29 protein-coding genes are annotated in these 22413 nt (G+C 71.5%); 8 read left to right on the top strand and 21 right to left on the bottom strand.

Features of this window, described 5'->3' with window-relative positions; translation table 11 throughout:
* Window positions 1-164 precede the first annotated feature (164 nt).
* Genes FXF68_RS11140 through FXF68_RS11130 form a run of 4 tightly spaced genes read right to left on the bottom strand, consistent with a single transcriptional unit; the run spans window position 165 to window position 3065 of the window.
* Window positions 165-953 carry an SDR family NAD(P)-dependent oxidoreductase gene (locus tag FXF68_RS11140; protein WP_187437856.1) on the bottom strand — a complete coding sequence of 263 codons (789 nt, stop codon included), beginning with the start codon at window positions 951-953 and terminating at the stop codon, window positions 165-167.
* Complete coding sequence (locus tag FXF68_RS42265; RefSeq protein WP_187437855.1) at window positions 950-1489, bottom strand: UGSC family (seleno)protein; 540 nt, start codon at window positions 1487-1489, stop codon at window positions 950-952. The genes FXF68_RS11140 and FXF68_RS42265 overlap by 4 nt, the downstream gene beginning before the upstream one ends.
* Complete coding sequence (locus FXF68_RS11135) at window positions 1486-2556, bottom strand: hypothetical protein (protein ID WP_148758834.1); 1071 nt, start codon at window positions 2554-2556, stop codon at window positions 1486-1488. The genes FXF68_RS42265 and FXF68_RS11135 overlap by 4 nt, the downstream gene beginning before the upstream one ends.
* Entirely contained in the window at window positions 2553-3065 is a 513-nt protein-coding gene (locus tag FXF68_RS11130; RefSeq protein WP_148758833.1) for a VOC family protein, read from the bottom strand. Before FXF68_RS11130 ends, FXF68_RS11135 begins: the two co-directional genes overlap by 4 nt.
* Window positions 3066-3167: 102 nt before the next feature.
* Here FXF68_RS11130 and FXF68_RS11125 point away from each other — a divergent pair, with 102 nt between their 5' ends.
* The 3 genes from FXF68_RS11125 to FXF68_RS11115 all read left to right on the top strand — a co-directional run bounded on the left by FXF68_RS11125 (window position 3168) and on the right by FXF68_RS11115 (window position 5562).
* The gene (locus FXF68_RS11125) at window positions 3168-3596 is read left to right on the top strand and encodes a DUF3237 domain-containing protein (RefSeq protein WP_187437854.1); all 429 of its coding nucleotides are present in this window, start codon (window positions 3168-3170) and stop codon (window positions 3594-3596) included.
* Window positions 3597-3732: 136 nt separating this feature from the next.
* Window positions 3733-4542, top strand: a complete 810-nt coding sequence (locus FXF68_RS11120; protein WP_148758831.1) for an IclR family transcriptional regulator — start codon at window positions 3733-3735, stop codon at window positions 4540-4542.
* An 18-nt stretch (window positions 4543-4560) separates the two neighbouring features.
* A complete protein-coding gene (locus tag FXF68_RS11115; RefSeq protein ID WP_148758830.1) occupies window positions 4561-5562 on the top strand; it encodes an LLM class flavin-dependent oxidoreductase in 1002 nt (333 codons plus the stop codon).
* Here the strand turns inward: FXF68_RS11115 and FXF68_RS43780 are convergent.
* Window positions 5522-5782, bottom strand: coding sequence for a hypothetical protein (locus tag FXF68_RS43780; RefSeq protein ID WP_246178626.1), 261 nt, complete (start codon window positions 5780-5782; stop codon window positions 5522-5524). The genes FXF68_RS11115 and FXF68_RS43780 overlap by 41 nt on opposite strands.
* Window positions 5783-5809: 27 nt before the next feature.
* Window positions 5810-6169 carry a hypothetical protein gene (locus FXF68_RS43775; RefSeq protein ID WP_246178625.1) on the bottom strand — a complete coding sequence of 120 codons (360 nt, stop codon included), beginning with the start codon at window positions 6167-6169 and terminating at the stop codon, window positions 5810-5812.
* Between the two features lie 133 nt (window positions 6170-6302).
* Here FXF68_RS43775 and FXF68_RS11105 point away from each other — a divergent pair, with 133 nt between their 5' ends.
* Window positions 6303-6893 (top strand): hypothetical protein, encoded by a 591-nt coding sequence (locus FXF68_RS11105; protein WP_148758829.1) that lies wholly within the window; start codon window positions 6303-6305, stop codon window positions 6891-6893.
* Between the two features lie 35 nt (window positions 6894-6928).
* Here FXF68_RS11105 and FXF68_RS11100 read toward each other — a convergent pair whose 3' ends face one another.
* Complete coding sequence (locus FXF68_RS11100; RefSeq protein WP_148758828.1) at window positions 6929-7396, bottom strand: nuclear transport factor 2 family protein; 468 nt, start codon at window positions 7394-7396, stop codon at window positions 6929-6931.
* A gap of 119 nt (window positions 7397-7515) precedes the next feature.
* On the opposite strand from FXF68_RS11100, the gene FXF68_RS11095 reads away from it, so the two are divergent.
* Entirely contained in the window at window positions 7516-8130 is a 615-nt protein-coding gene (locus FXF68_RS11095; protein ID WP_148758827.1) for a CGNR zinc finger domain-containing protein, read from the top strand.
* A gap of 34 nt (window positions 8131-8164) precedes the next feature.
* Here the strand turns inward: FXF68_RS11095 and FXF68_RS11090 are convergent, their stop codons facing one another.
* The 4 genes from FXF68_RS11090 to FXF68_RS11075 form a co-directional block, all read right to left on the bottom strand.
* Window positions 8165-9268, bottom strand: a complete 1104-nt coding sequence (locus tag FXF68_RS11090; RefSeq protein WP_148758826.1) for a hypothetical protein — start codon at window positions 9266-9268, stop codon at window positions 8165-8167.
* A 114-nt stretch (window positions 9269-9382) separates the two neighbouring features.
* Complete coding sequence (locus tag FXF68_RS11085; protein WP_148758825.1) at window positions 9383-9718, bottom strand: YnfA family protein; 336 nt, start codon at window positions 9716-9718, stop codon at window positions 9383-9385.
* 19 nt (window positions 9719-9737) lie between these two features.
* Window positions 9738-10208, bottom strand: coding sequence for a MerR family transcriptional regulator (locus FXF68_RS11080; RefSeq protein ID WP_246178624.1), 471 nt, complete (start codon window positions 10206-10208; stop codon window positions 9738-9740).
* Window positions 10205-10576 carry a hypothetical protein gene (locus tag FXF68_RS11075; protein ID WP_148758824.1) on the bottom strand — a complete coding sequence of 124 codons (372 nt, stop codon included), beginning with the start codon at window positions 10574-10576 and terminating at the stop codon, window positions 10205-10207. The genes FXF68_RS11080 and FXF68_RS11075 overlap by 4 nt, the downstream gene beginning before the upstream one ends.
* Before the next feature lie 365 nt (window positions 10577-10941).
* Between FXF68_RS11075 and FXF68_RS11070 the strand changes: the two genes are divergently transcribed.
* A complete protein-coding gene (locus FXF68_RS11070; protein ID WP_148758823.1) occupies window positions 10942-11454 on the top strand; it encodes a hypothetical protein in 513 nt (170 codons plus the stop codon).
* 222 nt (window positions 11455-11676) lie between these two features.
* On the opposite strand, the gene FXF68_RS11065 is transcribed toward FXF68_RS11070, so the two are convergent.
* Window positions 11677-12732: a PDDEXK family nuclease gene (locus tag FXF68_RS11065; protein ID WP_148758822.1), complete on the bottom strand. Its 1056-nt coding sequence runs from the start codon at window positions 12730-12732 to the stop codon at window positions 11677-11679.
* A gap of 174 nt (window positions 12733-12906) precedes the next feature.
* Between FXF68_RS11065 and FXF68_RS11060 the strand changes: the two genes are divergently transcribed.
* Both FXF68_RS11060 and FXF68_RS11055 read left to right on the top strand, forming a co-directional pair.
* The gene (locus tag FXF68_RS11060; RefSeq protein ID WP_148758821.1) at window positions 12907-13992 is read left to right on the top strand and encodes a glycerophosphodiester phosphodiesterase family protein; all 1086 of its coding nucleotides are present in this window, start codon (window positions 12907-12909) and stop codon (window positions 13990-13992) included.
* Between the two features lie 31 nt (window positions 13993-14023).
* Window positions 14024-14800: an aldo/keto reductase gene (locus FXF68_RS11055; RefSeq protein WP_148758820.1), complete on the top strand. Its 777-nt coding sequence runs from the start codon at window positions 14024-14026 to the stop codon at window positions 14798-14800.
* Between the two features lie 14 nt (window positions 14801-14814).
* Here FXF68_RS11055 and FXF68_RS11050 read toward each other — a convergent pair whose 3' ends face one another.
* The 9 genes from FXF68_RS11050 to FXF68_RS11010 all read right to left on the bottom strand — a co-directional run bounded on the left by FXF68_RS11050 (window position 14815) and on the right by FXF68_RS11010 (window position 22402).
* On the bottom strand, window positions 14815-15189 hold the full coding sequence (locus FXF68_RS11050) for a MarR family transcriptional regulator (RefSeq protein WP_148758819.1): 375 nt from the start codon (window positions 15187-15189) through the stop codon (window positions 14815-14817).
* Between the two features lie 78 nt (window positions 15190-15267).
* On the bottom strand, window positions 15268-16302 hold the full coding sequence (locus FXF68_RS11045; RefSeq protein ID WP_148758818.1) for a zinc-binding dehydrogenase: 1035 nt from the start codon (window positions 16300-16302) through the stop codon (window positions 15268-15270).
* Between the two features lie 7 nt (window positions 16303-16309).
* Window positions 16310-17665, bottom strand: a complete 1356-nt coding sequence (locus FXF68_RS11040; protein WP_148758817.1) for an MmgE/PrpD family protein — start codon at window positions 17663-17665, stop codon at window positions 16310-16312.
* Complete coding sequence (locus FXF68_RS11035; RefSeq protein WP_067904507.1) at window positions 17662-17913, bottom strand: biotin/lipoyl-containing protein; 252 nt, start codon at window positions 17911-17913, stop codon at window positions 17662-17664. The genes FXF68_RS11040 and FXF68_RS11035 overlap by 4 nt, the downstream gene beginning before the upstream one ends.
* A complete protein-coding gene (locus FXF68_RS11030; RefSeq protein ID WP_148758816.1) occupies window positions 17910-18899 on the bottom strand; it encodes an alpha-ketoacid dehydrogenase subunit beta in 990 nt (329 codons plus the stop codon). The genes FXF68_RS11035 and FXF68_RS11030 overlap by 4 nt, the downstream gene beginning before the upstream one ends.
* Window positions 18896-19876, bottom strand: coding sequence for a thiamine pyrophosphate-dependent dehydrogenase E1 component subunit alpha (locus FXF68_RS11025; protein WP_148758815.1), 981 nt, complete (start codon window positions 19874-19876; stop codon window positions 18896-18898). Before FXF68_RS11025 ends, FXF68_RS11030 begins: the two co-directional genes overlap by 4 nt.
* Window positions 19873-20328, bottom strand: a complete 456-nt coding sequence (locus tag FXF68_RS11020) for a hotdog family protein (RefSeq protein WP_148758814.1) — start codon at window positions 20326-20328, stop codon at window positions 19873-19875. Before FXF68_RS11020 ends, FXF68_RS11025 begins: the two co-directional genes overlap by 4 nt.
* Window positions 20325-20840: an FAS1-like dehydratase domain-containing protein gene (locus tag FXF68_RS11015; RefSeq protein WP_148758813.1), complete on the bottom strand. Its 516-nt coding sequence runs from the start codon at window positions 20838-20840 to the stop codon at window positions 20325-20327. Before FXF68_RS11015 ends, FXF68_RS11020 begins: the two co-directional genes overlap by 4 nt.
* Window positions 20837-22402: an AMP-binding protein gene (locus tag FXF68_RS11010; RefSeq protein WP_148758812.1), complete on the bottom strand. Its 1566-nt coding sequence runs from the start codon at window positions 22400-22402 to the stop codon at window positions 20837-20839. Before FXF68_RS11010 ends, FXF68_RS11015 begins: the two co-directional genes overlap by 4 nt.
* Between the last annotated feature and the right edge of the window lie 11 nt (window positions 22403-22413).

The following is a 22413-nucleotide window of genomic DNA, read 5'->3' as shown; positions in this document are numbered from 1 at the left end:
GTTTCTGGAGAATAGCGAGTGCGGATGCGTCCGTAAAGACCTTCGCGGGGCCTTCCTGGCGGATGTTCGCGCTGGTCGGACCGCATGTGGACGGCATGCGGGCGCGCCGGGGCCGCGGCGCCGCGCGGACGCCGCGAAGGGGAGCGGGGCGGGCCGGGCCGCCGTCAGCCGTGGGCCCAGCCGCCGTCGACGTTCACGACCTGCCCGGTGATGAAGTCCGAGGCCGGGGAGCACAGGAACGCCACCGCGCCGCAGAGGTCGTCCGGGACGCCGACCACGGGCAGGCACTGCTCGGCCTTCATGCGCTCGCGCAGCGCCGTCGCCGCCTGCGGGGTGTGCACCGTCTTCCTCGTCTCGACCGGGATGTAGCCGGGCGCGATGGCGTTCACGCGGATCCCGTCCGGGCCCAGCTCGCGCGCGAGCGCGCGGGTCAGGCCGACCACCCCGGCCTTGGCGGCGACGTACGGCGCGAGCCCGACCGGCAGGCCCTTCGACACCATGGTCGAGCTGACGTTCACGATCTTGCCGTGCCCGGCGGCGCGCATGTGCGGGACGACCGCCCGCGCGCACAGCCACTGCCCGGTCAGGTTCACGTCGAGGACCCGCGTCCAGTCGGCGCGGTCGAACGAGTCGAAGGGCGCGGACGGCAGCAGCGCGCCGCCCGCGTTGTTGACCAGGGCGTCAATCCGTCCCCAGCGTTCGACCACCGCGCCGACGAACGCGCCGACCCGCTCCTCGTCGGTGACGTCGGCCTCGTGCGCGCTCACCCTGTCGGCGCCGACGTCGGCGGCGATGGCCTCGGCGGCGGCCCGCGCCGCGTCGCCCGCGACGTCCACGACGGCGACGCGGTTGCCCGCCCGCGCCAGCCGGGCCGCGTACGCCCGGCCGAGCCCCTGCCCGCCGCCGGTGACGATCGCCACCCGCTCGGCCGCGACCCGCTCGGCCGCCGTCACCGGTCCGCCCGCCCGCGGATCTGGCCGAGCGCGACGTCCGCCCGCGCGGCGAGCAGGTCGTCGGTCAGCGAGCCGAGCGGATGGTCGATGACGGTCAGCGGCAGCTCGGGGACGCCCGCCGCCCGCGCCGCGATCCGCGCCGTGGTGACCATCTCCGTGGTGCACACGACGTAGGCCGGGACGCCCCGGCGTTCGAGCGCGATCGCGTCCCGCACCGTGCACGAGCAGCACCCGGCGCAGTCGCCGACCCCGGTCACCACCACGTCGCACTGCGCGGCGAGATCGTCGAGCGTCTCGTCGGACGCGACGCGCCCGATGCTGGGCTTGCGCGCCCACGCCGCGTCGAGGGCGCCGTCCTCGCGCAGCCGCGCGGACAGCAGGGTGAGGAAGCGGTCGCTGTTCGGCTTGCCGTTGTCGAGGTACCCGACCGCGAGCCCGGCCAGCGTCGCCGGACGGGGCAGCGCCCCGGCCGCCTCGCGCGGAACGTCAGCGGTCGGATCGAGGACGACGAGTCCCCCTGTCACGACGTCTGTCATGACGGCTCCCTCCTGGGTATCTGGCACCTCTCGGCCTCCTGCGGGGAGAGCCCCTCGGTGACGGGGGCGGACTCGTGGCCGCCGACCCAGTACGGGACGACCGCCGAGTAGCCGTAGGCGTCGCCCCCGGCGACGGTGATCAGGATGTCCTCGGGGCGGCGGACGACCGTGCGCTCCTCGTCGTCGCCCGGTGCGGCGGCGGCCGGCAGGCGGCCCGCGCGGCGGAGCGCTCCGACGCTGCGTCTGGCCCGCCGGAACAGCTCCTCGCGGACGTCCGCCCTCGTCATCCCGGCGCGCTGGATGATCTCGGCGTGCCGGGGGCCGACCACCACGACGAAGCTCCCGCCGGTGTAGTGGCATGGCAGCATCGCGTCGGCGATCGTGGCGAGGATCGGGCCGGGCTCGCCCGCCCAGTCGTTGCGCGCGTTGACCGGCGCCTCGCCGGCGAACACCGTCACGGCGCTCTGGTCGGCGGGCACGCCCCGGTCGGCGTGCAGCGGCGGCCACCCGGCCGCGTGCGGGAAGGTCGTGCTCTCGCCGATGCAGTAGGCGTACTTGCCGGGATGCCCGAAGGTGGACTTGTCCAGGACGCCGGGCACGCCGCCGCACAAGTTCTGCAGGATGAGCCGGACGGCCCGGCCGATCGTGGCGTTGGCGTGGTGGCCGGGCCCGAACAGGCTGAACGACGTGTTGACGTTCAGCTGGTCCACCACCGGCCCGCTGATGACCAGGAGCGGCGCGGTCGCGCCGCTGACCGTGGTGCTGTGCAGGTTGAACGGCTCGCGGGTGAGGGCGCGGACGGTCGCGACCAGCACCGACATGTACTCCTCGCGGCAGCCCGCGGCGACCGCGTTGACCGCGATCTTCTCCAGGGTGAGCGCGGCGCCCTGCTCGGGCAGCCGTCCGATCACCTGGCCGGCCGGGATGCCGGACGCCTCGACGAACCGCTCGACCCGCTCCGGCGTGGGCGGGACGACGGGCAGCCCGTCGCCCCAGCCGTTCCGGATGAACAGGTCCTGCGCCGCGTCGGCGTCGGCCACCGCGTGCCGGGTGGACGCGAGCGTCATGCGCGGGCCGGGCCGTGCTCGTCCTGCCAGGCGCGCACCGCCTTCTCCGCGGCCGCCGCGTCGTCGTCGTTCAGCGGACGGTTCTGGTACGTCAGCTCCAGGCGCACGCCGTTGGGGTCGAAGAAGTAGATCGACGACCAGATGCCCTCGTGATCGACCACGCCCTTGACCTCGACGCCGGCCTCGACCAGCCGGTCGCGGGCGGCCTCCACCTCTTCCAGGCTGTCCAGCGAGAGCGCGATGTGCGGCGCCCAGCGCGGCAGCGGCGAGTCGTGGTGGTCGGCGTCGAGCCCCTCGATCTCGAAGAAGGCGATGCACGAGCCGTCGCCCATCTCGAAGAACGTGTGCAGGAAGGTCGTCGGCTCGCCGGTGCTGCCCACGCTGTCGTCCATGGCGTAGCCGACCAGCCGGAAGCCGAGCAGCTCGGTGTAGAAGCGCTTGGTCGCCGCGGTGTCACGGGTCACGTACGCGACGTGGTTGAGGCCCCGAGGTCGGTCGAATCCAGTCATGGCTGGCCTCTCTGATCAGCGAGGGTACCGGTTGATTTCTTCAATGCAGAATGCTTTTCTGGTCATCGGATGTCAACCCCCGACCTGCCAGAAGGAGACCGCGTGGGCATCGAGCTGGACCCGCTGGGCACGCTGACGATCACGATCGAGCGGCACACGAAGCTCCCGTCGACCCCGGCGGGCGGGCGGCTGATCGGCGAGGCCGCCGACTGCCGGTGGGAGGGGGACCGGGTCCGGGCGAGCCAGCTCGGACGCAGCGCCAGCGACTGGGTGCGCGTCCACGCGGACGACTCGGTCAGCGTGGACGCCCGGATCCTGCTGCGCACCGACGACGGCGCCGTCATCGCCATGACCTACCGGGGGAAGGCCGACAGGCCGCCCGCGGACGGCGGCGTCATCTTCACCGCGCCGACCTTCGAGACCGACGACGAGCGGTACGGGTGGCTGAACAGGGTCCAGGCGGTGGGCCTCGGCCGCCGGACCGGCAGCACGCTCGTCTACGAGCTGTACGCGCTGACCGCCGGACCCTGAGCCTCGACCGCGGCTCCCGGGCGGTCGGCGCGGCACTCCGCGCCGCCCGTGCCAGAGCGATAATGGAGAGTCCCGATCGGGACGTCGCCAGACGCGCTCACGACCGCGCTCCACGACAACCGCCAGAAAGGCACCAATGCCCGATCACGCCGCCGGTCCGGACGCGGATCCGCCCGCCGAGCCGGAGCACTCCGCTCCGCCGCAGTACCCGATCGAGTCGGTCGACAACGCCCTCCGGCTGCTCTGGCTGATCGGCGAGCGCGGCTCCCTGCGCCTGACCGACGCCGGGGACTACCTCGGCGTCGCCTCGTCGACCGCGCACCGGCTCCTCGCGATGCTCCAGTACCGCGGTTTCGTCCGGCAGAACCGGCAGTCCCGGATGTACGAGCCGGGGCCGTCCCTCGACAAGATCGCCTTCTCCCTGCTGGGCCGGCTCGACGTGCGCGAACGCGCGCGTCCGGTGCTGGAGCGGCTCAACGCGGAATTGCAGGAGACCGTCCACCTCGGGACCCTCGAAGGGCAGATGGTCCGCTTCATCGACTCGATCGAGAGCCCGCGGGCCGTCCGCGTGGGGTCCCGGCTCGGCCGGTCGATGCTCGCGCACTGCACGTCGACCGGGAAGGCCATGCTCGCCCAGTTGTCGGACGACGACCTGGTCGCGCTGTACCCCGAGCCCAAGCTCGAACAGACGACCCCCGCGTCGATCGACTCCCGCGACGCCCTGCTCGACGCGCTCAAGGACGTCCGCCGCAAGGGCTACGCGACCAGCAAGGAGGAGAGCGAGGAGGGCGTGATGTCGGTGGCCGTCGCCCTGCCGCGCTCCAACCACTCCCCGCTGGCGCTCAACATCTCCGTTCCCGCCAGCCGTATGAACGTCCCCACCCGCCGCAAGATCGTCGCCGCCCTCGCGGACGCGGTGCGGGAGATCGACGAACTGATCATTTAGCTCGGGAAAGGCGGCCGCATGAGCCTCGGCCTGTCCATCGCGTCCAACAGCGCCCTGCCGCACGCGGAGCTGGGGGAGCTGGCCCGCACCGCCGAGGACGCCGGATACGACGCGGTGTTCGTCGCCGAGGTCAACGGCGACGCCCTAGCCCTCTGCCAGCCGCTCATCGCGGCGACCGGGACGGTCGCCGTCGGCACCGCGATCGCCAACGCCGCGCTGCGCCCGCCCGTGCTCGCCGCCAGGACGGCCGTCCACCTGGACGACATGTCCGGCGGCCGTTTCCGGCTCGGCCTCGGCCTCGCGAACGCGGCGCGGAACGCCCAGCTCGGCCTGCCGCCGCTGCCGCCGCTCCAGATGATCGAGGAGTACGTGGCGGTGCTCCGCGCGGCGCTGGCCGGTGAGCCGGGCTTCGACGGCGCCGTCTTCCGGACCGGGCGGGTGCTGTTCGACCGTCCGCCGCACCGCGCCGACCTGCCCATCCACCTGGCCGCGCTCGGCCCGCGCATGTTGCGGCTGGCGGGCCGCGTGGCGGACGGCGTGATCCTCAACCTCATGTCGCCGGACCGGGCCGCCGAGGCGGCGGCGATCGTCCGCGAGTCCGCCCTGGAGGCGGGGCGCGACCCGGCGGACGTCGAGATCTCGTGCGTCGTGCACACCTGCCTGTCGGACGACGCGGAGGCCGCGGCGCGCGGGGCGCGGGCCGTCGTCCCGCGCTACGCGCTGCATCCCGCCGCGCCGAGCCTGTTCGGGGACCCGCTCGACGCCGTCCGGGAGCGGGTCGGCGCGGGCGACCTGGCCGGTGCGGTGCGGCACGTCCCGCAGCACGTCGCGGACCTGTTCGTCGCCCACGGCGACCCGGCCGCGTGCCGCGCCCGGATCGAGGAGTACCGGAAGGCCGGAGTCGACATGCCCGTCGTGTACCCGATCCCGGTCGACGGGGCGTGGCCCTACGCGGACGTGATCAGCCGCCTGTCCCCGGCTACGGGGATTCCGCGCGAGGGGCGGCCGGGCGCCGCCTGAGGTGGCGGACGACGACGAGGACGGTGATCGCGGCGGCCGCCGTCCAGACGACGGCCTGCCCCACGGTCTGGATCACCTCGTTCCGGCCGGGCGGGAGGACGACCATCTGCACGGACGCGCCGACCGGCACGATCAGCCTCGCGACGAGACCGGCCGCTCCGCGACGTCCGGCGCAGCCGCCGACCGCGCCGAGGGGAAGGCCGAAGACGATGCTGGTCACCCACCAGACGAGCGCCTCGGACTGGTATCAGGGATAGGGGACGTCGACGGGAAGGGTGTCCGCGATCGCGTAGGCGGCGGTGGCCGCGAGCAGGGCCACCGCACCGGCGACGGCGGCGTGGACCAGCGACGCGCGACGGCGTGTGACCAGCCATCCCGTGCCGACCGCCAGCCCCGCCCAGGCCCAGCCGGAGTCGAGCAGGACGGTGAGGATCTCCATGGGCGACCACCCGCTGGTCGTGGCGGCCCGGCTTTCGAGGTCCGCGTTGTCGGTCGCGAGCGCGTTGACCAGGGAGGTCAGCGCGCCGAACGCCGCTCCGACGATCAGCGCGCTCGCCAGCGCCTTCAGGGTGACGGCCAAGGAACGGCTTTCATGATCACCGGTCACGGTTGCGATCATACGCACAGGAATGCCGCCCGCCGGGGCGAAATGAGCGGTGGCCGACTTGTGATCTTGATTTGGTGATCTTGGAGCCGGGCGCGGCGTCCTCTGGAGTGAGCAGCTCTGGGAGGCAAGTTCGGTGAAGCAGACCGCCACGGCGATCTCGGCGCGGATCAGCGCGCCCAACCCCGTCCCGGCGGGCGGCACGGTCACCGTCCGGGGAGGACTGGTGCGCGCCGGGACCGGCGGGCCGGTGTCCCTCGGAACGGGTGAGGACGTCAACGCCTGGATCATCCCGTTCGAGGGCGGCGACTCCAAGTACCTCGGGAGAGTCGAGAAGCTCGGCGACGACGGATCGTTCGAGTTCTCCTTCACGGCGTCCCCGGGCGAGCTGCTCGTCCTCACGACGTCGGGACGGCTCCTGTCGAACGGCGCGGCCGTGAAGGGCGCCACCGTGGACGTCGAGTTCTCCGCGAACGGCACGTCCGGGTGGGCGCGCGTCGGCCAGGGGACGACCGACTCCGCCGGGGCGTTCTCGGTCGGCGCGCCCGCCGTGCGCGACGGCGAAGATCTACTTCCGGCGGGCCGGGGCGTCTTCGTGGACGCTGGCCGGGACGGCGCGCAGCGCCTCCGACGGCGTGTTCCGCAAGTCCTTCACCGCCAAGCTGGACGGCACGTGGCGCGCCGTCTACGCGGGCAGCGCCACCTACATGCCCGTCACCAGCGCTGAGGACTACGTGGACGTCCGCTGATTCTCACCGGAGGTCACTGAAGGGGAATGTCGTGGCCGGGGCCGCGCTCGTCGTCGGGGCGCGGCCCGAACCATCGGCGGTCTGCCTCGGATATCCGCACGTCGTTGATGCTGGCTTCACGGCGGCTCATGAGCCCGTTCTCGGCGAACTCCCACAATTCATTGCCGTAGCTGCGCCACCACTGGCCGTCCGCGTCATGCCACTCGTACTGGAACCGGACGGCCATTCGGTGGCCGCGGAAACCCCACAGGCTTTTGCGTAGGACGTAGTCCTGCTCACGCTCCCATTTCGCCGTCAGGAATTCCACGATCTCGTCCCGTCCCGTGACGAAGGTGTCGCGGTTCCGCCAAACGGAGTCGGGCGTGTAGGCGAGGCTGACCCGCTGCGGGTCCCGCGTGTTCCAGGCGTCCTCGGCGGCCTGCACCTTCTGCAGGGCCGACTCCTCGTCGAACGGCGGGAACGGCAGACGTGACTCGGTCATGGACGGACCCCTCTAACGGGCAAGATGCACTGCAACCGTTAGAACGGTAGGTGTGCGGCTCGCCCCCTGTCAAACGGATAAATCAGGAAGTGTCCGTTAGAACGCCGTAGACTGGCGGGATGCCCACCTCGCCCCCGCTGCTGGGACAGGCGCTGCCGGTCGAGCTGATGAACACGGTCTTCGCCGACCGGCACGGCGTGCACGACGCGCTGACCAGCGTGGAGAGCGCCCGCCGCTGGCTCGCCGCGCTGGCCCCGCGCCTGGACGCGCCCCTCGCCGGCAGCGCCGGCCGGCTGACCGAGGACGGGCTGGCACGGCTCCGGCGTCTGCGCGACGCGCTGCGCCGACTCGCGGCGGAGCTGACGGACGACCCGCGCGCGCCGGCCGCGTCCGCGATCGGGGAACTGGAGACGGCCGTCCGGACGGTCAACGAGCACGTGGGCTCGGCGCGGGCCACGCCGATCCTCGAACTGGCCGAGGGCGGCGGCGTCATCGAGGATTTCCGGGTGACCGGCCCGCCGGGCGAGCTGTTCGCCAGCGCGATGGCGGCCGAAGCCGTCCATTTCTTCGGCCGGTGGCGGGACCTCGAATTGCGCGCCTGTCTCGCCCCGGGTTGCGTTCTGTACTTCATCAAGAACCATCCGCGCCGGGAATGGTGCTCGACGGCCTGCGGCAACCGCGCCCGCGCCGCACGCCATTACGCCCGCCACGGCAAACCGCCCAGCACGGGATAGGCCGCATCCCGTGCTGGGCGGTCGCTTTCCGTCGCTATTCGGTGGGGGTGAGCAGGACGGGGTAGCGCGTGCCGGTGCCGTTCGCGGTCTTGGTGGCGAGGCCGACGATGTCGCCGTGGTTGTTGATTCCGGTGGCCGTGAGGATGTGGAAGCCGCTGCCCGCCGGGATGAGCGTGCTCAGGTCGGTGGCGGCGCCGTTCTGGTAGACGAATCCGGTGGCGACGGCTTGGCCGACGATCGTGCCGTCGTCGTTGACGGCGTTGGCGACGGTGTCCCCGCGTCCGGTGCCCGGGACGTTGAGGTCGGTCACGTTACCGCCGCTGAATACGACGGCATGGGAAAGGCCGAGTTCCTTGCCGGTCGTGACGGTGGACTGGCCGACCGCCACACCGGCGGAATTGACGGCCCTGGCCTCCGCGTAGGTGCCGCCGGGCAGGATTCCCAGGCTCCGGATCTCGCCGCCCACCCACTCGACGGCGGGAATGGTGGCCTTGTCGGCGGCGATGGCCGCCCCCACGACCACACCGTTGTTGTTGACCCCGTTCGCGCGGGTCTCCGTACCGCCGGGCAATGGCGGAAGCTGGGTGATCGTCGTTCCGTTCACCGTCCAGGCGCGGGTGTGGCCGTCCGCCTGGAGGGTCTTGCCGACGATCAGGCCGCTGTCGTTGACGCCGGTGGCCCTGACGTCGAAGAACGACTTGTTCGGATCGACGCCGAGGTCCACGCCGGTCGCACCGGGCCCGTCCCATCGGGTCGGACGGTGGACGTTCAAGACCGGCCCGGTGGTGGGGGTCAGATAGGTGTCCCCAACGGTGACGCCGTTGTTGTTGACGGCGAGTGGTTCGGTGTATTGCCGCGTGTTTCCCGGGTCGCTCGGCGTAGACAGGAATTGCGGCGTGCTCGTCCCGGCCTTGATGATGAACGCCTGCCCGTTCTGCGCGCCCGGCTGCTGCCCGATGCCGATGATGTCGCCCCGGTCGTTGATGCCGGTGTAGCGCTGCGCCGCCGCCGGGCCGACCGTCAGCGTGTAATGCGGCGCTGCCGCACGCGCGGGGGCCACCAGGCCCGTCCCGGCGATGCCGAGCGCGGCCGTTCCGGCAATGGCGGCCGCCCGGAACCTGAACGTCTTGCGAGTCATCAGCCACCTCTTGATCACGGCCGCCAGTCCGGCCGCCCGATGAAATGAGAGGACGTCAGCGCCTCCCCCATTGAGATAGGCGACCGGGTTTCACCGCATCGGCGGCAGGCCGGTTCAGCCGCGTGGGGCGTACATGATGACCGCGACGCCCACAAGGCAGATCAGGGCGCCCGCGACGTCCCAGCGGTCGGGACGGAACCCGTCCGCGACCATGCCCCAAGCGAGCGAGCCCGCGACGAAGACGCCGCCGTAGGCGGCCAGGATCCGGCCGAAGTGGGCGTCGGGCTGGAGGGTGGCCACGAACCCGTAGAGCCCGAGCGCGATGATGCCCGCGCCGACCCAGACCCATCCGCGATGCTCGCGGACGCCCTGCCACACCAGCCAGGCGCCCCCGATCTCAGCGAACGCGGCCAGAACGAACAGGGCGATGGACCTGGCGACGTCCGTCATGAGCGCGGCCCCTTCACGGTCAGCATCCGCCCGCGTTGGTGGTCGCCAGATCGGCGAAGGGCAGGGGGCAGCTCTCCTCGGCGGCGCAGGCGACCAGGTCGTCGCATCCGGCGTCCAGGGCTTGGCGCAGCGTGTCCGCGATGACCTGGAGGTCGGTGATTCTGGCTTCTACCTCGGCGAGCTTGGCGCGGGCGCTCTCCCGCAGCCCGGCATCCGCACGCCTTCGCCCGCGCCCGTGTTGGTGGGTTCCCGCCTCCAGCAGTTCGGCGACCTCTTCCAAGGTGAAGCCCAGCCGCTGCGCGGTCTTGATCACGCGGAGCAGCGTCACGGCCTCGGCCGGGTACAGGCGGTGGCCGCCCGGCGTCCGCTCCGGCTCGTGCAGGAGGCCGCGCCGCTCGTAGTAGCGGAGCGTCTGCTGGTTGACTCCAGCGGCGGCGGCGACCTGTCCGCTGCGCAACCGGCCGTCCGCGCCGCCCTCGACGGTGGTCACGGCCGCCCGCCGGACGCGCTCAATTCGCCGGCGCGGGCGGCCAGCGCGTCCAGGACCTCGGTGTGCCGCTCGTCGGCTCCGGCCTGGAGGACCAGCGCGCCTCCGGCGGCGGTCAGGGTGAAGGTGAAGAACGAGCAGCATCCGGTCTCGCGGGCCGCCAGCTCGGCGGCCCGTCCGGCCACCTCCGGGTCGGGGCGCAGCACCAGCCGCACCCGGCCCGGCCCGGCGGCCTCGACGGCGGTCACCGCCTCGGCGAACAGCGCGTCGAACTCGGCCACCCGCAGCGGACGCTCGACAGTCGGCAGCGTGCACGCCCCCGGAACCCATCCGTGATCGTCCTGCCCGGCCGGTACTGGTGGTAGTTCCATGTCTCGAAGGTAAGCCCGTACCTCGGTACCGGATGCAACCCCCTACGCGAAAAGCCCTGGCAGTCGCGTCACGACTCACCCGGCGCCCCGCCAGGGTGGACGCGGCCGCGCATCGCCCTCGCCATCGAGTTCATCCCCGGATCGGCGAAGAAGTCGGATCGCCTGCCCATCACGGTATTCATGGGATTCCTTTCGCTCGAAGGACTCCCATCGTCAGCGCGATCCCCGGTCATGTCCCTAGGGCCAACCCCCAAGTACCGTTCCGCGCATTTCCTGAGCTCGACGGACGAAATCGCGCGGAAGGCGATCTATGGCGAGATCAAGCTACCGTGCGGGCTTGGCGGGTATATGGCACTGTGCTGTTCATGTCGTTCCCCTGGACGAACTTCATCACGGCCGGATCGACGCTTCTCGGTGCGTTCGGGGGTGCTTCGCTCACCGCCCTCACGGCCAGCCGGGCGGACGGGCGGAGGCACGCTCACGAGCGTCACCTGAGCCGGATGCGAGAGCGCACGGACGCTTACTCCCATTACTTGGATATCGCCTATACCGACGCCCGTTTCCTGGCACTCTCGGCCATCCGATTCTCGCACGGCATTCCGGCGGGAGACGAGGCGGTCCGGATGATCAATGAGGCCAACGAACTGGTCACAGCGTTCAACCAGGCGCACGCGCGGGTTGAGATCGTCGGCTCGGAGGAGGCCATTGCGGCCGCGAACGAGGTCTCCGAGTTGTGCCGGAGAATCAGCGACCAACTACGGGACGCGTTCCTCGCGGGCGTCCCCACGAGCCCCGCGCCCCCGGCGGAACAGGAGCCGCTGAATCGCGCCATCGACGCCTTCGCCGCCCACTGCCGCCGTGAACTCCGCCCGGACTGATCGAGCGAATCGACGCGATCATTACGTGCGTCAGCGCCTCGCCCTGCCCCGGCCCGTCGATGGCGAGGACGGTGCCCGCGCGGTGGCAGTCGCTCGCCCGCAGCCAACTGTCCCGGTCCGACACCGTGTGGCCTCCGGCCGCCTCCCGCTCCGCCCGCCGCTCAAGATCGCCTGGCCAGGGTGGTGAAGCGGTCGTGCCAACTGTCCACGCCCAGGCAGAGTCTAGGGTCTGCGGGCTTCGGCGTAAGCGTCGGTGAGCAGGGCGAGAACGTCCTGGGTCAACGCGCTGGTGATGTAGTTGTTCTGCCGGATCTCACCGGGAAGGCGTTGATCCAGGCGGGCCAGCGTCAACGGCGCTTCGGCCTCGATGACCGAACGCTGCGGGCTGACATAGGCGCCGCCGTCGTTCCAGATGGTGACCAGTCCGCGATTCTGGCCCGGAAGCCGCGGATTGAGCACCCACCGCCCCTTGCCGACCGTCGTGTAAAGGACGGCCAGGCCCTCGCTCTCAAGGTGTTTCGCCCAGTCGAGCAGCCGCCGCAGCAGTTCCCGGTGCGCGGGATCGGCTGCGGCGACGCTTTCGGCGAACGCCTGCGCGCCCGGCGCCGGTTTGGCCTCCTTACGGGCGGACGTCACCTCCGGCGGCGCCGTCACACGCTGCGGCTCGACCAATTGCGGCACCAATACCCGAGCGCCCTGGATGGTGTACGCGGCGACGGTCACCACGTCGATGTCGAGACGGTCATTGGTGACGGCCTGCAAATAGCCGGTGAGTTCGATGAGGTCGGCGGGCGCGGCGTCCAGGACGACCACGCACCGGAACCGCCCGTCGTCCAACGCCTGCCCCATCCGGGCATTGAACGACTCGGTATCGACCGACCCGTCGCCGACCTCGGCAGCGACGGCCTCGCCCACCGAGGCATAACCGCGTCCAGCCAGATGCGGGCGCAAAAGCTGGTCGAAATCCGCGGCGGACAGCCCGAACAGATAGGAGGCGTATCCGAGCGTCTGCGTGAACACCTGCCTACGGTCGGTGTTGGACGCGAGTTTCACCTCGATGACCACCGGACGCGCGGTCTCGGCCTCCACCGCGATCAGGTCGGCGTAGCCGCTGCCCAATTGCACTTCCCGTCCCAGCATGACGAGGGTCGGCTGGCCGGGAAGCGGGAGCATCGCCGCGCCTCGTTCGATGCTGTCGTGCAGGATCTGCTCCCGCTTGAACGGCTCGGGCCGCAGGGCCACCAGGCCGTCCTCCGTCTCCTGCCAGATCCCCGCCATCGTTGCCCTTCCCGTGGTCCGCGACGCCCAACGTGCATCAAAGCAGTGGGTGGGGTGTTTTCGCTGGTGTCCGCGGGTTTTGTGAACATTCACGGTGGGATCACGCCGCGTCAACTATGGGCCGTGGTGATCGTTCTAGCGTCGTGGGGCTGATCAGGAGATATGGAGGTTCCGATGTCCGTGCGCCATGCGCTGACGAGACTGACCTGCGTGTCCGCTCTGGCCCTCGCCGGGACGGTGGCCGCGCCGGTCGCCGCGTTCGCGGCGGCAGGGCCCGGGGTGCCGCCGCAGAAGACCCATTTCGACCTCCAAGCCCACCGTGGCGGGCTCGGGCTCACCACCGAGGAATCGCTGGAGGGTTTCGGGAAGGCGATGCGCCTGGGCGTCACCACCCTGGAGTTGGACACGCACGTCACCAAGGACAGGAAAGTGGTCGTCAACCACGACCGCCAGATAAGCGCGCAGAAATGCCGCGACACCGGGCCGGTCACGCCCGGTGACCCGATGTATCCGTATGTCGGGAAGTACATCAAGGACCTGACGCTGGCGCAGATCAAGACCATGGACTGCGGTTACCAGCAACTGCCCGGTTTCCCCGAGCAGGAGGTCGTCCGCGGTTTCCGGATGGTCGAACTCAAGGACGTTCTGGACCTCGTCAAGCGGTACCGCGCGAAGCAGGTCAAGCTCAATATCGAGACCAAGGTCGAGGCGGGCGCGCCCGAGCAGACCGCGCCGCGCGAGCTGTTCGTCCGGCGGGTATTCGAGGAGATCCGCGCGTCCGGCATCGAACGCCAGGTCACCATCCAGTCGTTCGACTGGGGCGCGTTGAAGTACATGCACCGGCTCGCGCCGCGCTGGCCGCTGGTGGCGCTGACGAACTACGACTTCCTCCAGATCGGAAAGCCCGGCGCCTCGCCGTGGCTCGGCGGTCTCGACGCCGACGACTTCGGCGGCGACTTCGTGCGGACGGCCGCCGAGATTCCGGGCGTCACGGCGCTCTCCCCCAATTACGGCTTCCCGCAGAACGGGAAGATCGGCGACCCGGGATTCCGCTTCTACCCCGACCGGGCCATGGTGTCCGAGGCGCACCGGAGGGGCCTGAAGGTCATTCCCTGGACGTGCGACGACCCCGCCACCGTCAAGGCCCTCATGGACCTCGGCGTGGACGGCATCATCACCGACTACCCGGACCGCGTCCGCCAGATCATGGCCGAGCGCGGGATGCGGCTGCCGAAGTCGTACAAGCCCCGATCGAGGTGAGGGCGGGGTGTCGCCGGGCAGACTGGCACGCATGGATCTGACTGTGAACCTGCCCGGCGGCACCGCGTTGCCGTCGATCGGTTTCGGGACGTGGCAACTGAACTCCGAGGCCGCGTACGAATCGGTGCGCGCGGCGCTGGAAATCGGTTACCGGCACATCGACACGGCGACGCTCTACAGGAACGAGGCGGACGTCGGCAGAGCCGTGAAGGACAGCGGCCTCGACCGGGAGCAGGTCTTCGTCACCACGAAACTGCGCCCGCAGGACGCGCGGCACGCCCGCCGCACCCTGGAGTCGAGCCTTCGGCTGCTCGACACCGAATACGTCGACCTCTGGCTGATCCACTGGCCGACCGCGCAGGACGAACTCGTCCCGACCTGGCGGGAACTGCTGGCGGCGAAGGACGCCGGGCTCGTCCGCAACGTGGGAGTGAGCAACTACAGCCCCGCGCTCATCGACCGGTTGACCGAGGAGACCGGACGGCAACCGGCGGTCAACCAGATCCCGTGGAGCCCGGCGCAGCACGATCCGGCGCTGCTGGACGAGCACCGCCGCCGGGGAATCGCCGTCGAGGGCTACAGCGGCCTGAAGAACACTGATCTGCGCGATCCGGCCATCGCCGGAGTCGCCCAGCGGTACGGGGTCTCTCCCGCACAGGTCGTCCTCCGCTGGCATTTGGAACACGACATCGTGATCCTGCCCCGGTCGTCGCGCCGGGAGCACATCGCCGCGAATTTCGACCTCGAAGGGTTCAGCCTCGCGAAGGAGGACGTCGCCGCGATCGACTCCCTCTCCCGGACCGGCTGACGCCATTCAGCGCGCTAACGCGCCTTTCGGCTCTCGCGCTTCCCGCCCGCCCGTGCCCCACCAGCGTCGGGGGCGAGGAGGGTCCATATTTCGGCGAGGCAGCGGAGGTGGTCGTCGTCGAGCCGGTCGAAGAAGAGTTCCCGTAGGTCGTTGTGGTGCTGGCGGCGGGCCCTGCGGATCAGCTTCCGGCCGTCGGCGGTCAGGCTCGCGTCGAAGCCGCGGCCGTCGACGGCCGACCGCCGCCGCTCGATCAGCCCGCGGTTCTGGAGGCGGTCGGCGAGGCGGGTGAACCCGCCGGTCGACATGAGGCGGCGCTGCGCGAGGTCGGACATGCGCATGCCGTCCGGACCCGCCTCGTAGAGCAGGGACAGCACGCTGTACTCGGCCATGCTCACGTTCAGCGGCGCGAGCCCCGCCTCCAGCGTGCGCCACAGCCGATCGTGCGCCAGCAGGAGTCCATTGGCTGGTTATGGGCGTACCAGGGCCTTGAGGGCGGTGCGTTCGTTCATCGCGCGGAAACCCTCCGAGATGTCGTCCAGGGGAACGGTCAGGTCGAATACGTCGCCCGGTGTGATCGTCCCGTCCAGCACTTCGGACAGCAGTTCCGGAATGTACTGCCGGGCCGGGGCCACGCCGCCGGTAATGGTGATGTTGCGCATGAAGACGTCGAAGTCGAGGCGCGCCTGCGCGTACTGCGGGACGCCGACGCGGCTGATCGTCCCGCCGTCGCGGACGCCGCCGAGCGCCGTCTCGAACGCCTCCCCGTTGCCGACGCATTCCAGCACGTGGGGCGCGCCGTCGCCGCCGGTCAGCTCGCGGAGGGCGGCGACCGCCTCCGCGCCCCGGGCGGGGACGACGTCGGTCGCGCCGAAGCGGCGGCCGAGGTCGGTGCGGGCGTCGTGGCGGCCGAGCAGCACGATCCGCTCCGCGCCGAGCCGCGCCGCCGACAGCACCGCGCACAGCCCGACCGCGCCGTCCCCGATCACGGCCACGGTGGAGCCCTTGCCGACCCCGGCGGTGAACGCGGCGTGGTGACCGGTCGGCAGCACGTCCGACAGGGCCATGATCGACGGGACCAGCGCGTCGTCGGGGCCGACCGGCAGTCTGATCAGGGTGCCGTCCGCCTGCGGGACGCGGGCCGCCTCGCCCTGCCCGCCGTCCAGGCCGTTCACCGCCCACCGGCCGCCGTTGCGGCAGGAGCCGTGCAGGCCGTCCCGGCAGAACTCGCAGGTGTTGTCCGCCCAGAGGAACGGGACGAGCACGACGTCGCCGCGCTTCACCCCCCGGACGTCGGCGCCGGTGTCCTCGACGACGCCCATGAACTCGTGGCCGATGCGCAGGCCCTCCTCGACCGGGTCCATGCCGCGGTACCGGTGCAGGTCGCTGCCGCAGACGCAGGCGCGGGTCACCCGGACGACCGCGTCCGTCGGCTCCACGATGGCGGGATCGGGGACGTCCTCCACGCGGACGTCGCCCCGGCCGTAGATGAGGGTGGCTCGCATGTGGTGATCACTCCTTCGGACCGACGATCGTGGCGTCGATCAGTTCGCGTACCGGACGGCGGTCGAGGTCGAGCACGACCGCGATGAACCGCTCCAGCCGTCCGGCCGGGAGCGGCAGTTCGGCGGACATGGCGCGCAGCCGGTCGGCGGCCTCCGCGCGGCCCCAGTTGAAGGTGCTCGCGTCGGGGACGAACTCGCTGGTCAGCGTCCCGTTCGAGCGGGTGCGGACGGTGATGCGGCAGCCGCCGGGCAGGCGCGCGTCGGAGGCGACCGTGACGCGCCGGGTGAGATCCGCCAGGGCGGGGTCGTCGAAGGCGTACAGGTCGTCCAGGTCGATCCCGCCTTTCCGGAGTGCGACCGCGAGGCAGTACGGCAGGCTCATCAGCGTCCCGCCGACGTCGTGGAACGGGCCGTGGGCGTCGATGCCAGGGTAGGCGGCGTCGTCCGGCGGCAGTTCCACGGTGATGGTCTCCACGTCGTCCGCGCTGATGCCCTCCATTCCGGTCAGGACGGTGACCGGAATCTGATTGATCGCGCACACCGGATACGGCTTGTAGGTGACGCGGCGGATCCGCCATTCACCGTCCAATTCCGGGAGTTCCTCGCCGGGGTCGGCGCCGGCGAAGGCGCGGAAATGGCCGGCGGCGCCGTCGAGCGCGTCCGGCGCCCCGGTCGCGCCCCGCGCCGCGAGCAGCGCGGCGACCATTCCGTTCCGGCTCGCCGCGCCCACCTGGTAACGCCATTCCTGGGTGCCCGCGACCCATGTCTGATTGGTGCCGCCACCGAACGCGGCGGCGAGGCCCAGCGCGGACACGGTCTGCCCGGCCGTCAGCCCGAGCAGCCGCGCCGACGCGGCGGCCGCGGCGAACGGCCCGTAGACGCTGGACGCCCGGAACCCGCGCGCCGTGGAGCGTGCCGCGTGGCGCTCGGCGATCGCGGACGCCGCCTCGTACCCGGCGATCATCGCGGTGAGGACGTCGCGGCCGGACGCGTCCGCCCGGTCCGCGAGGGCGAGGAGCGCGGGCAGGGTCGTCGCGCCGAGGTGGGTGGACACGGCGACCTGCGTGTCGTCCTGCGTCCGCGCGTGCACGAGCGCGCCCGTGGCCAGCGCGAACGCCTCGACCGTCACCGGCGTCCCGTCGATCGGGAGGCGGGCGCCGCACGCCGGGTCGCAGCCGCCGTGCTCCTTCGCGAAGGCGTAGCCGGTCGCGGCGAGGCGGTGCCCGGCGAGCCCGACGCCGAGGTCGTGCAGCAGCGTGACCTTGGCCTTCTCCACGACGTCGGGCGGGACGGCGGCGAGGTCGAGCCCGGCGGTGAACCCTGCCACCCGCTCGGTGAGCGTGCCGGCTCCGGCGGTCGTCATGGCGCGCCACCGCCGTCCGGGTCGATCCGGGCGATGACCTGGCCGACGACGACGTCCGCGTCCTGCGGGACGAGGACCTCGACGACCGTCCCGCCGACCGGGGAGACGATCTCGGCGGTCGCCTTGTCGGTCTCCATCTCTGCGATCGGCTCGTCCTCGGCGACGCGGTCGCCGACGCCCTTCAGCCATTGGACGATCGTCGCCTCGTCCATGGTCGCGCCCCATTTCGGCACCACGACGTCCGTCATGCACGGGTCCTTTCGATCGTGTCGAGCGCCGCCGCCACCACGTCCGCGGCCTGCGGGTAGTAGGCGCGCTCCAGGTCCGGCGCGAACGGCACGGGCGCGAACGGCGGGCGGACCTGCGCGGCCGGGGCGCGCAGGTCGGCGAACCCCTCGGTGGCCGCGATCCGGACGACCTCCGAGCCGACGCTGCACGGGCCCTGCGCGTCCTGAACGACGACGATCCGCCCCGTTTTGTGCAGCGAGCGGAGGATCAGCGCCTCGTCGAGCGGGCTCAGCGTGCGCAGGTCGAGCACCTCGGCGTCGACGCCCCGCTCGGCGAGCGAACCGGCGGCGTCGAGCGCGGCGGGGACGGTGTCGCCCCAGCACACGAGCGTCACGTCCGTGCCGGGACGACGGATCAGCCCGGCGCCGATCGGCACCGTGTGGTCGGGGTCGTCGGGGACGTCGCCGCGCCGCGTCCACAGGCTCAGGCTCTCGATCACGACGACCGGGTCGTCGTCCCGGATCGCGGCCTTGAGCAGGCCCTTCGCGTCGGACGGCGTGCCGCCCCACACCACCTTCAGGCCGGGGACGGCGGCGAGCCAGCCCTCCAGGCTCTGCGAGTGCTGCGGGCCCGAGCCGCGGTGGCCGCCGCAGAGCGTCCGGATCGTGAGCGGCACCGCGAAGGCGCCGTCCGACATGTAGGACATCTTGGCGGCCTGGTTGACGAGCTGGTCCATGGCGAGCGTGATGAAGTCGAAGTACATGACCTCCGCGACCGGGCGCAGCCCGGCCATCGCGGCGCCGACCGCCATTCCGGTGAACGTCGACTCGCTGATCGGGGTGTCGCGGACGCGCCATTCCCCGAACCGCTCGCGCAGCCCGCGCGTCGCGGCGAACGGGCCGCCGGGCGCGCCGACGTCCTCGCCGAAGAGGTGGACGGTCCCGTCCCTTTCCAATTCCTCGTGCAGCGCCGAATTGACCGCCTGCCAGTACTTCACCGTGCTCATCCCGGGACACCTCCGCGGACCGGACGGACCGGACGCCGGTAGACGTGCGCGGTGACCGAATCGGCCGCCGCGAGGGGCTCCGCCTCGGCGGCGGCGACGGCGTCCGCCATCTCCTTGCGGGCCTCCACATCGATATCCGTGGCCGTCCGCACGGATTCCGCGAGCCGTTTCAGCGGGTCGGCCGCCTTCCATTCGGCGACCTCGGCGGCGTCGCGGTAGCGCTGCGGGTCGCCCTCGAAATGGCCGTGCCAGCGGTAGGTCTCGCATTCCAGCAGGGTCGGCCCGCCGCCCCGGCGTGCCCGCTCGACCGCCTCACCTGCGGCATCGCGGACGGCGAACACGTCGTTGCCGTCCACGCGGGCGCTCGGGACTCCATAGGGGGCGGCGTGGTCGGCGACGTGTTTCGCGGCCAGGTGCACCGACACCGGAGTCAACTCGACATAGCGGTTGTTCTCGCAGACGAAGACCATCGGCAACTGCCACAGAGCGGCGAGGTTCAGCGATTCGTGGAAGACGCCTTGGGCGACCGCGCCCTCGCCGAAGAACGCGACGGCGACGCCGTTCCGGCCCTGCCGGGCGGCGGCGAACGCGCCGCCGAGCGCGATCGGAATGCCCGCCCCGACGATCGCGTTCGCGCCCAGGATTCCGGCGGACGGGTCGGCGATGTGCATCGAGCCCGACCGTCCGCCGCAGTATCCGGACGCGCGGCCGAGCAGTTCCGCCATCATCGCCTTCGGCTCGCCGCCTTTGGCGAGGCAATGGCCGTGGCCGCGGTGGGTGGTGGTGATGTGGTCGTCACGGCGGAGGACGTCGCAAACGCCCGCGGCCACCGCCTCCTGGCCAATGGAAACGTGGAGTGTGCCGGGCAGTTTGCCGGTCGCCATGAGCTTGGACGCGGCGATCTCGAACTGCCGGATCCGCGCCATCGTCCGGTAGAGCCGCTGCGCCGTGTCCGGCGCCCGTGTGGCCACGGTCATCGTCGGCCGTCCTCTCCGTCGCTCTCGGGCGACCGTCTCGGGAGCTCCAGCACGGCGGCGCCTGGGGCGCAGAGCACGCCGTCCGCGTTGCGTTCCTCCAGGGCGCATTCGACGATTCCGGCGCCGGAGCCGTCCACGCGGCAGCCGGTCACCACGCCGGTGCAGGTGAGGGTGTCGCCGGGGACGGCGATGCCGCGGTTGCGCCAGCCGAACCGGCGGAGCCGCGCCCCCGGCCCCGCCCAGTCGAGCGCCGCCCGCAGCAGGAAGCAGCCGTGCAGATGGGACTGGACGAGCACGTCCGGATATCCCTCGTGCTCGGCATAGCGGACGTCGTAATGGATGCGGTGCGCGTTCCACGTCGCCGCGCTGAAACGGAACAACTGCGTGGGCGTGGGCCGGACGGTCAACGGCTCCAGTTTCGTGCCGGGAGACACGTCCTCGAAGAACCTCATGTGTCCGCCTCCGGTCGTGCGATGAAGTTCTCCCGGCTGGTGAGGAGGGGCGTTCCCGAGTCGTCCCGGAATTCGCGGAGGATGGTGACGATGAGGAATGGCCCCGAACGGCCTTCCTTGAGGGTCACGTTCTCAACGGACGTCTCGCGCACGAGGCGGACGCCGTCGTGGACGGGGGCGTGCACCTCGATGTCCTGACCTGCGCCCATGAGCCGGAGCCCGCCCAGCGGGAGCCCGGCCGCGTCGCCGGTCGCGGCGCCGTCCGGACGCAGTTCGTCATCCGAGTCTCCGGCGCCCCAGCCGAGGACGCTGCTCAGGAACAATGGCGGCGCGATGGCGGCGGGATATCCGGCGGCCCGCGCGGCGTCGTCGTCGAAGTAGACCGGGTCGGTCTCTCCGGCGGCGACCGCGAAACGCTGGAACTCCGTCGCCGAGATCCGGCCGAGGCTTTCGCGGGAGACCGTCCCGACCCTTTCGCGGACGCGCTCGCACACGTCGTCGAGCGCGCTCATCCCGCGTCCTCCTGAGAAAGGCGCCGCCTGAGCAGTTTCTTCTCCACCTTCCCGATCGACGTCTTCGGCAGTTCCGGGACGACGTGGATGCGCGTCGGCACCTTGAAGCCCGCGAGCCGCGCCCGGCAGTGCCCGGCGATGTCGTCCCGCGTCGGCGACGAACCCGGAGCCGGGACGACGAACGCCACGACCTCCTCGTCCCGCACCGGATCGCGCCCGGCGACGACCGCCGCCTCCGCGATTCCCGGATGGGCCAGCAGCGCGAACTCCACCTCGCTCGCGGAGACGTTCTCGCCCGCGCGCTTGATGACGTCCTTCTTCCGGTCGAAGAAATAGACGTAGCCCTTTTCGTCGAGATAGCCGTTGTCGCCGGTGTGGAGCCAGCCGTCCCGCATGACGGCGGCGGTGGCGTCCGGGTCTTTGAAATAGCCCTTCATCAGCGTCCGGCCGGGGACGCCCGAGACGAGGATCTCGCCGACCTCGCCCCGCGGGACGTCGCGCCCGTCCTCGTCCACGATCCGGATCCGGCGGTCGTAGTTGGGCAGGCCGATCGACGGCCAGCGGCGGTCGCCGAACACCGGGGACATCGTGACGACCGTCCCGCCCTCCGACAGCCCGTAGCCGTTGATCAGCTCGACGCCGAACCGGCGCTCGAACTCGTCCTTCTCCCGGTCGGTGACATTGATCGCGTAGATGACCCGGCGCAGGTCGTGCGCGGTGTCGTCCGGCGATGGCGGCTGCGCGAGCAGCGTCCTGACCTGCATGGCGACCAGGCTGACGGAGGTCGCGCGGTGGTGCCGCAGCCGCGCCCAGAACCCGCTGGCGTGGTACTCCTCCAGCAGGACGGCCGCGCCGCCCACGGTCAGCGCCGCCAGCACGGTGATCTCCTGCGCGTTGATGTGGAACAGCGGCAGCGCGGTCAGCAGCCGGTCGCCGCCGTCGAGCGCGGCGCCGCGCGACACCCGCTCGCCGCCCCACAGGCAGTTCGCGTGCGTGATCATCACGGCCTTCGGCCGGGCCGTGGTGCCCGAGGTGAAGAGCATTTCGACGACGTCCTCGGAATGGACGCCGACGGGCCCCGCCGCCGCGCCGCCCGCCACGTCTTCAAAGGAAACGAACCCTTCCGGGATCTCGTCGCCACCCCGCGCCAGAATCCGGTGGACGACCTTCCCGGCGTCCTTCAACACGTCCGCGAACATTGGAAGATGGCCAGGCTCGGTGAGAACGCCCACCGCCTCCGAATGCTCGATGAGGTAACGGACCTCGGCCGCCGAATTCGCGACGTTGGACGGCACCATCACCGCCCCGAGCCAGGCCAGCCCGAACCACGCGAACACGAATTCGGCGCAGTTCCGGAGCTGGAACACGACCGCGTCGCCCCGGCCGATCCCGAGGGCGGCGAAGCCCCCGGCCGCGCGGCGGACGGCGTCGAGCGTCTCCCGGTAGGTGTACTCGGTGACGGCGCCCGTCCGGTCCTCGACGACGAGGCACGGCCGGTCCGGATGCCGCTCGCACCGCTCGACCAGCAGGTCGGCGAGGGTGCGGTTCCCGATCAGGTCCACGACGGCTCCCC

It is taken from the genome of Actinomadura decatromicini (genome assembly GCF_008121305.1).
Lineage (GTDB): Bacteria > Actinomycetota > Actinomycetes > Streptosporangiales > Streptosporangiaceae > Spirillospora > Spirillospora syzygii.
This window is presented reverse-complemented; position numbering and strand designations above follow the sequence as displayed.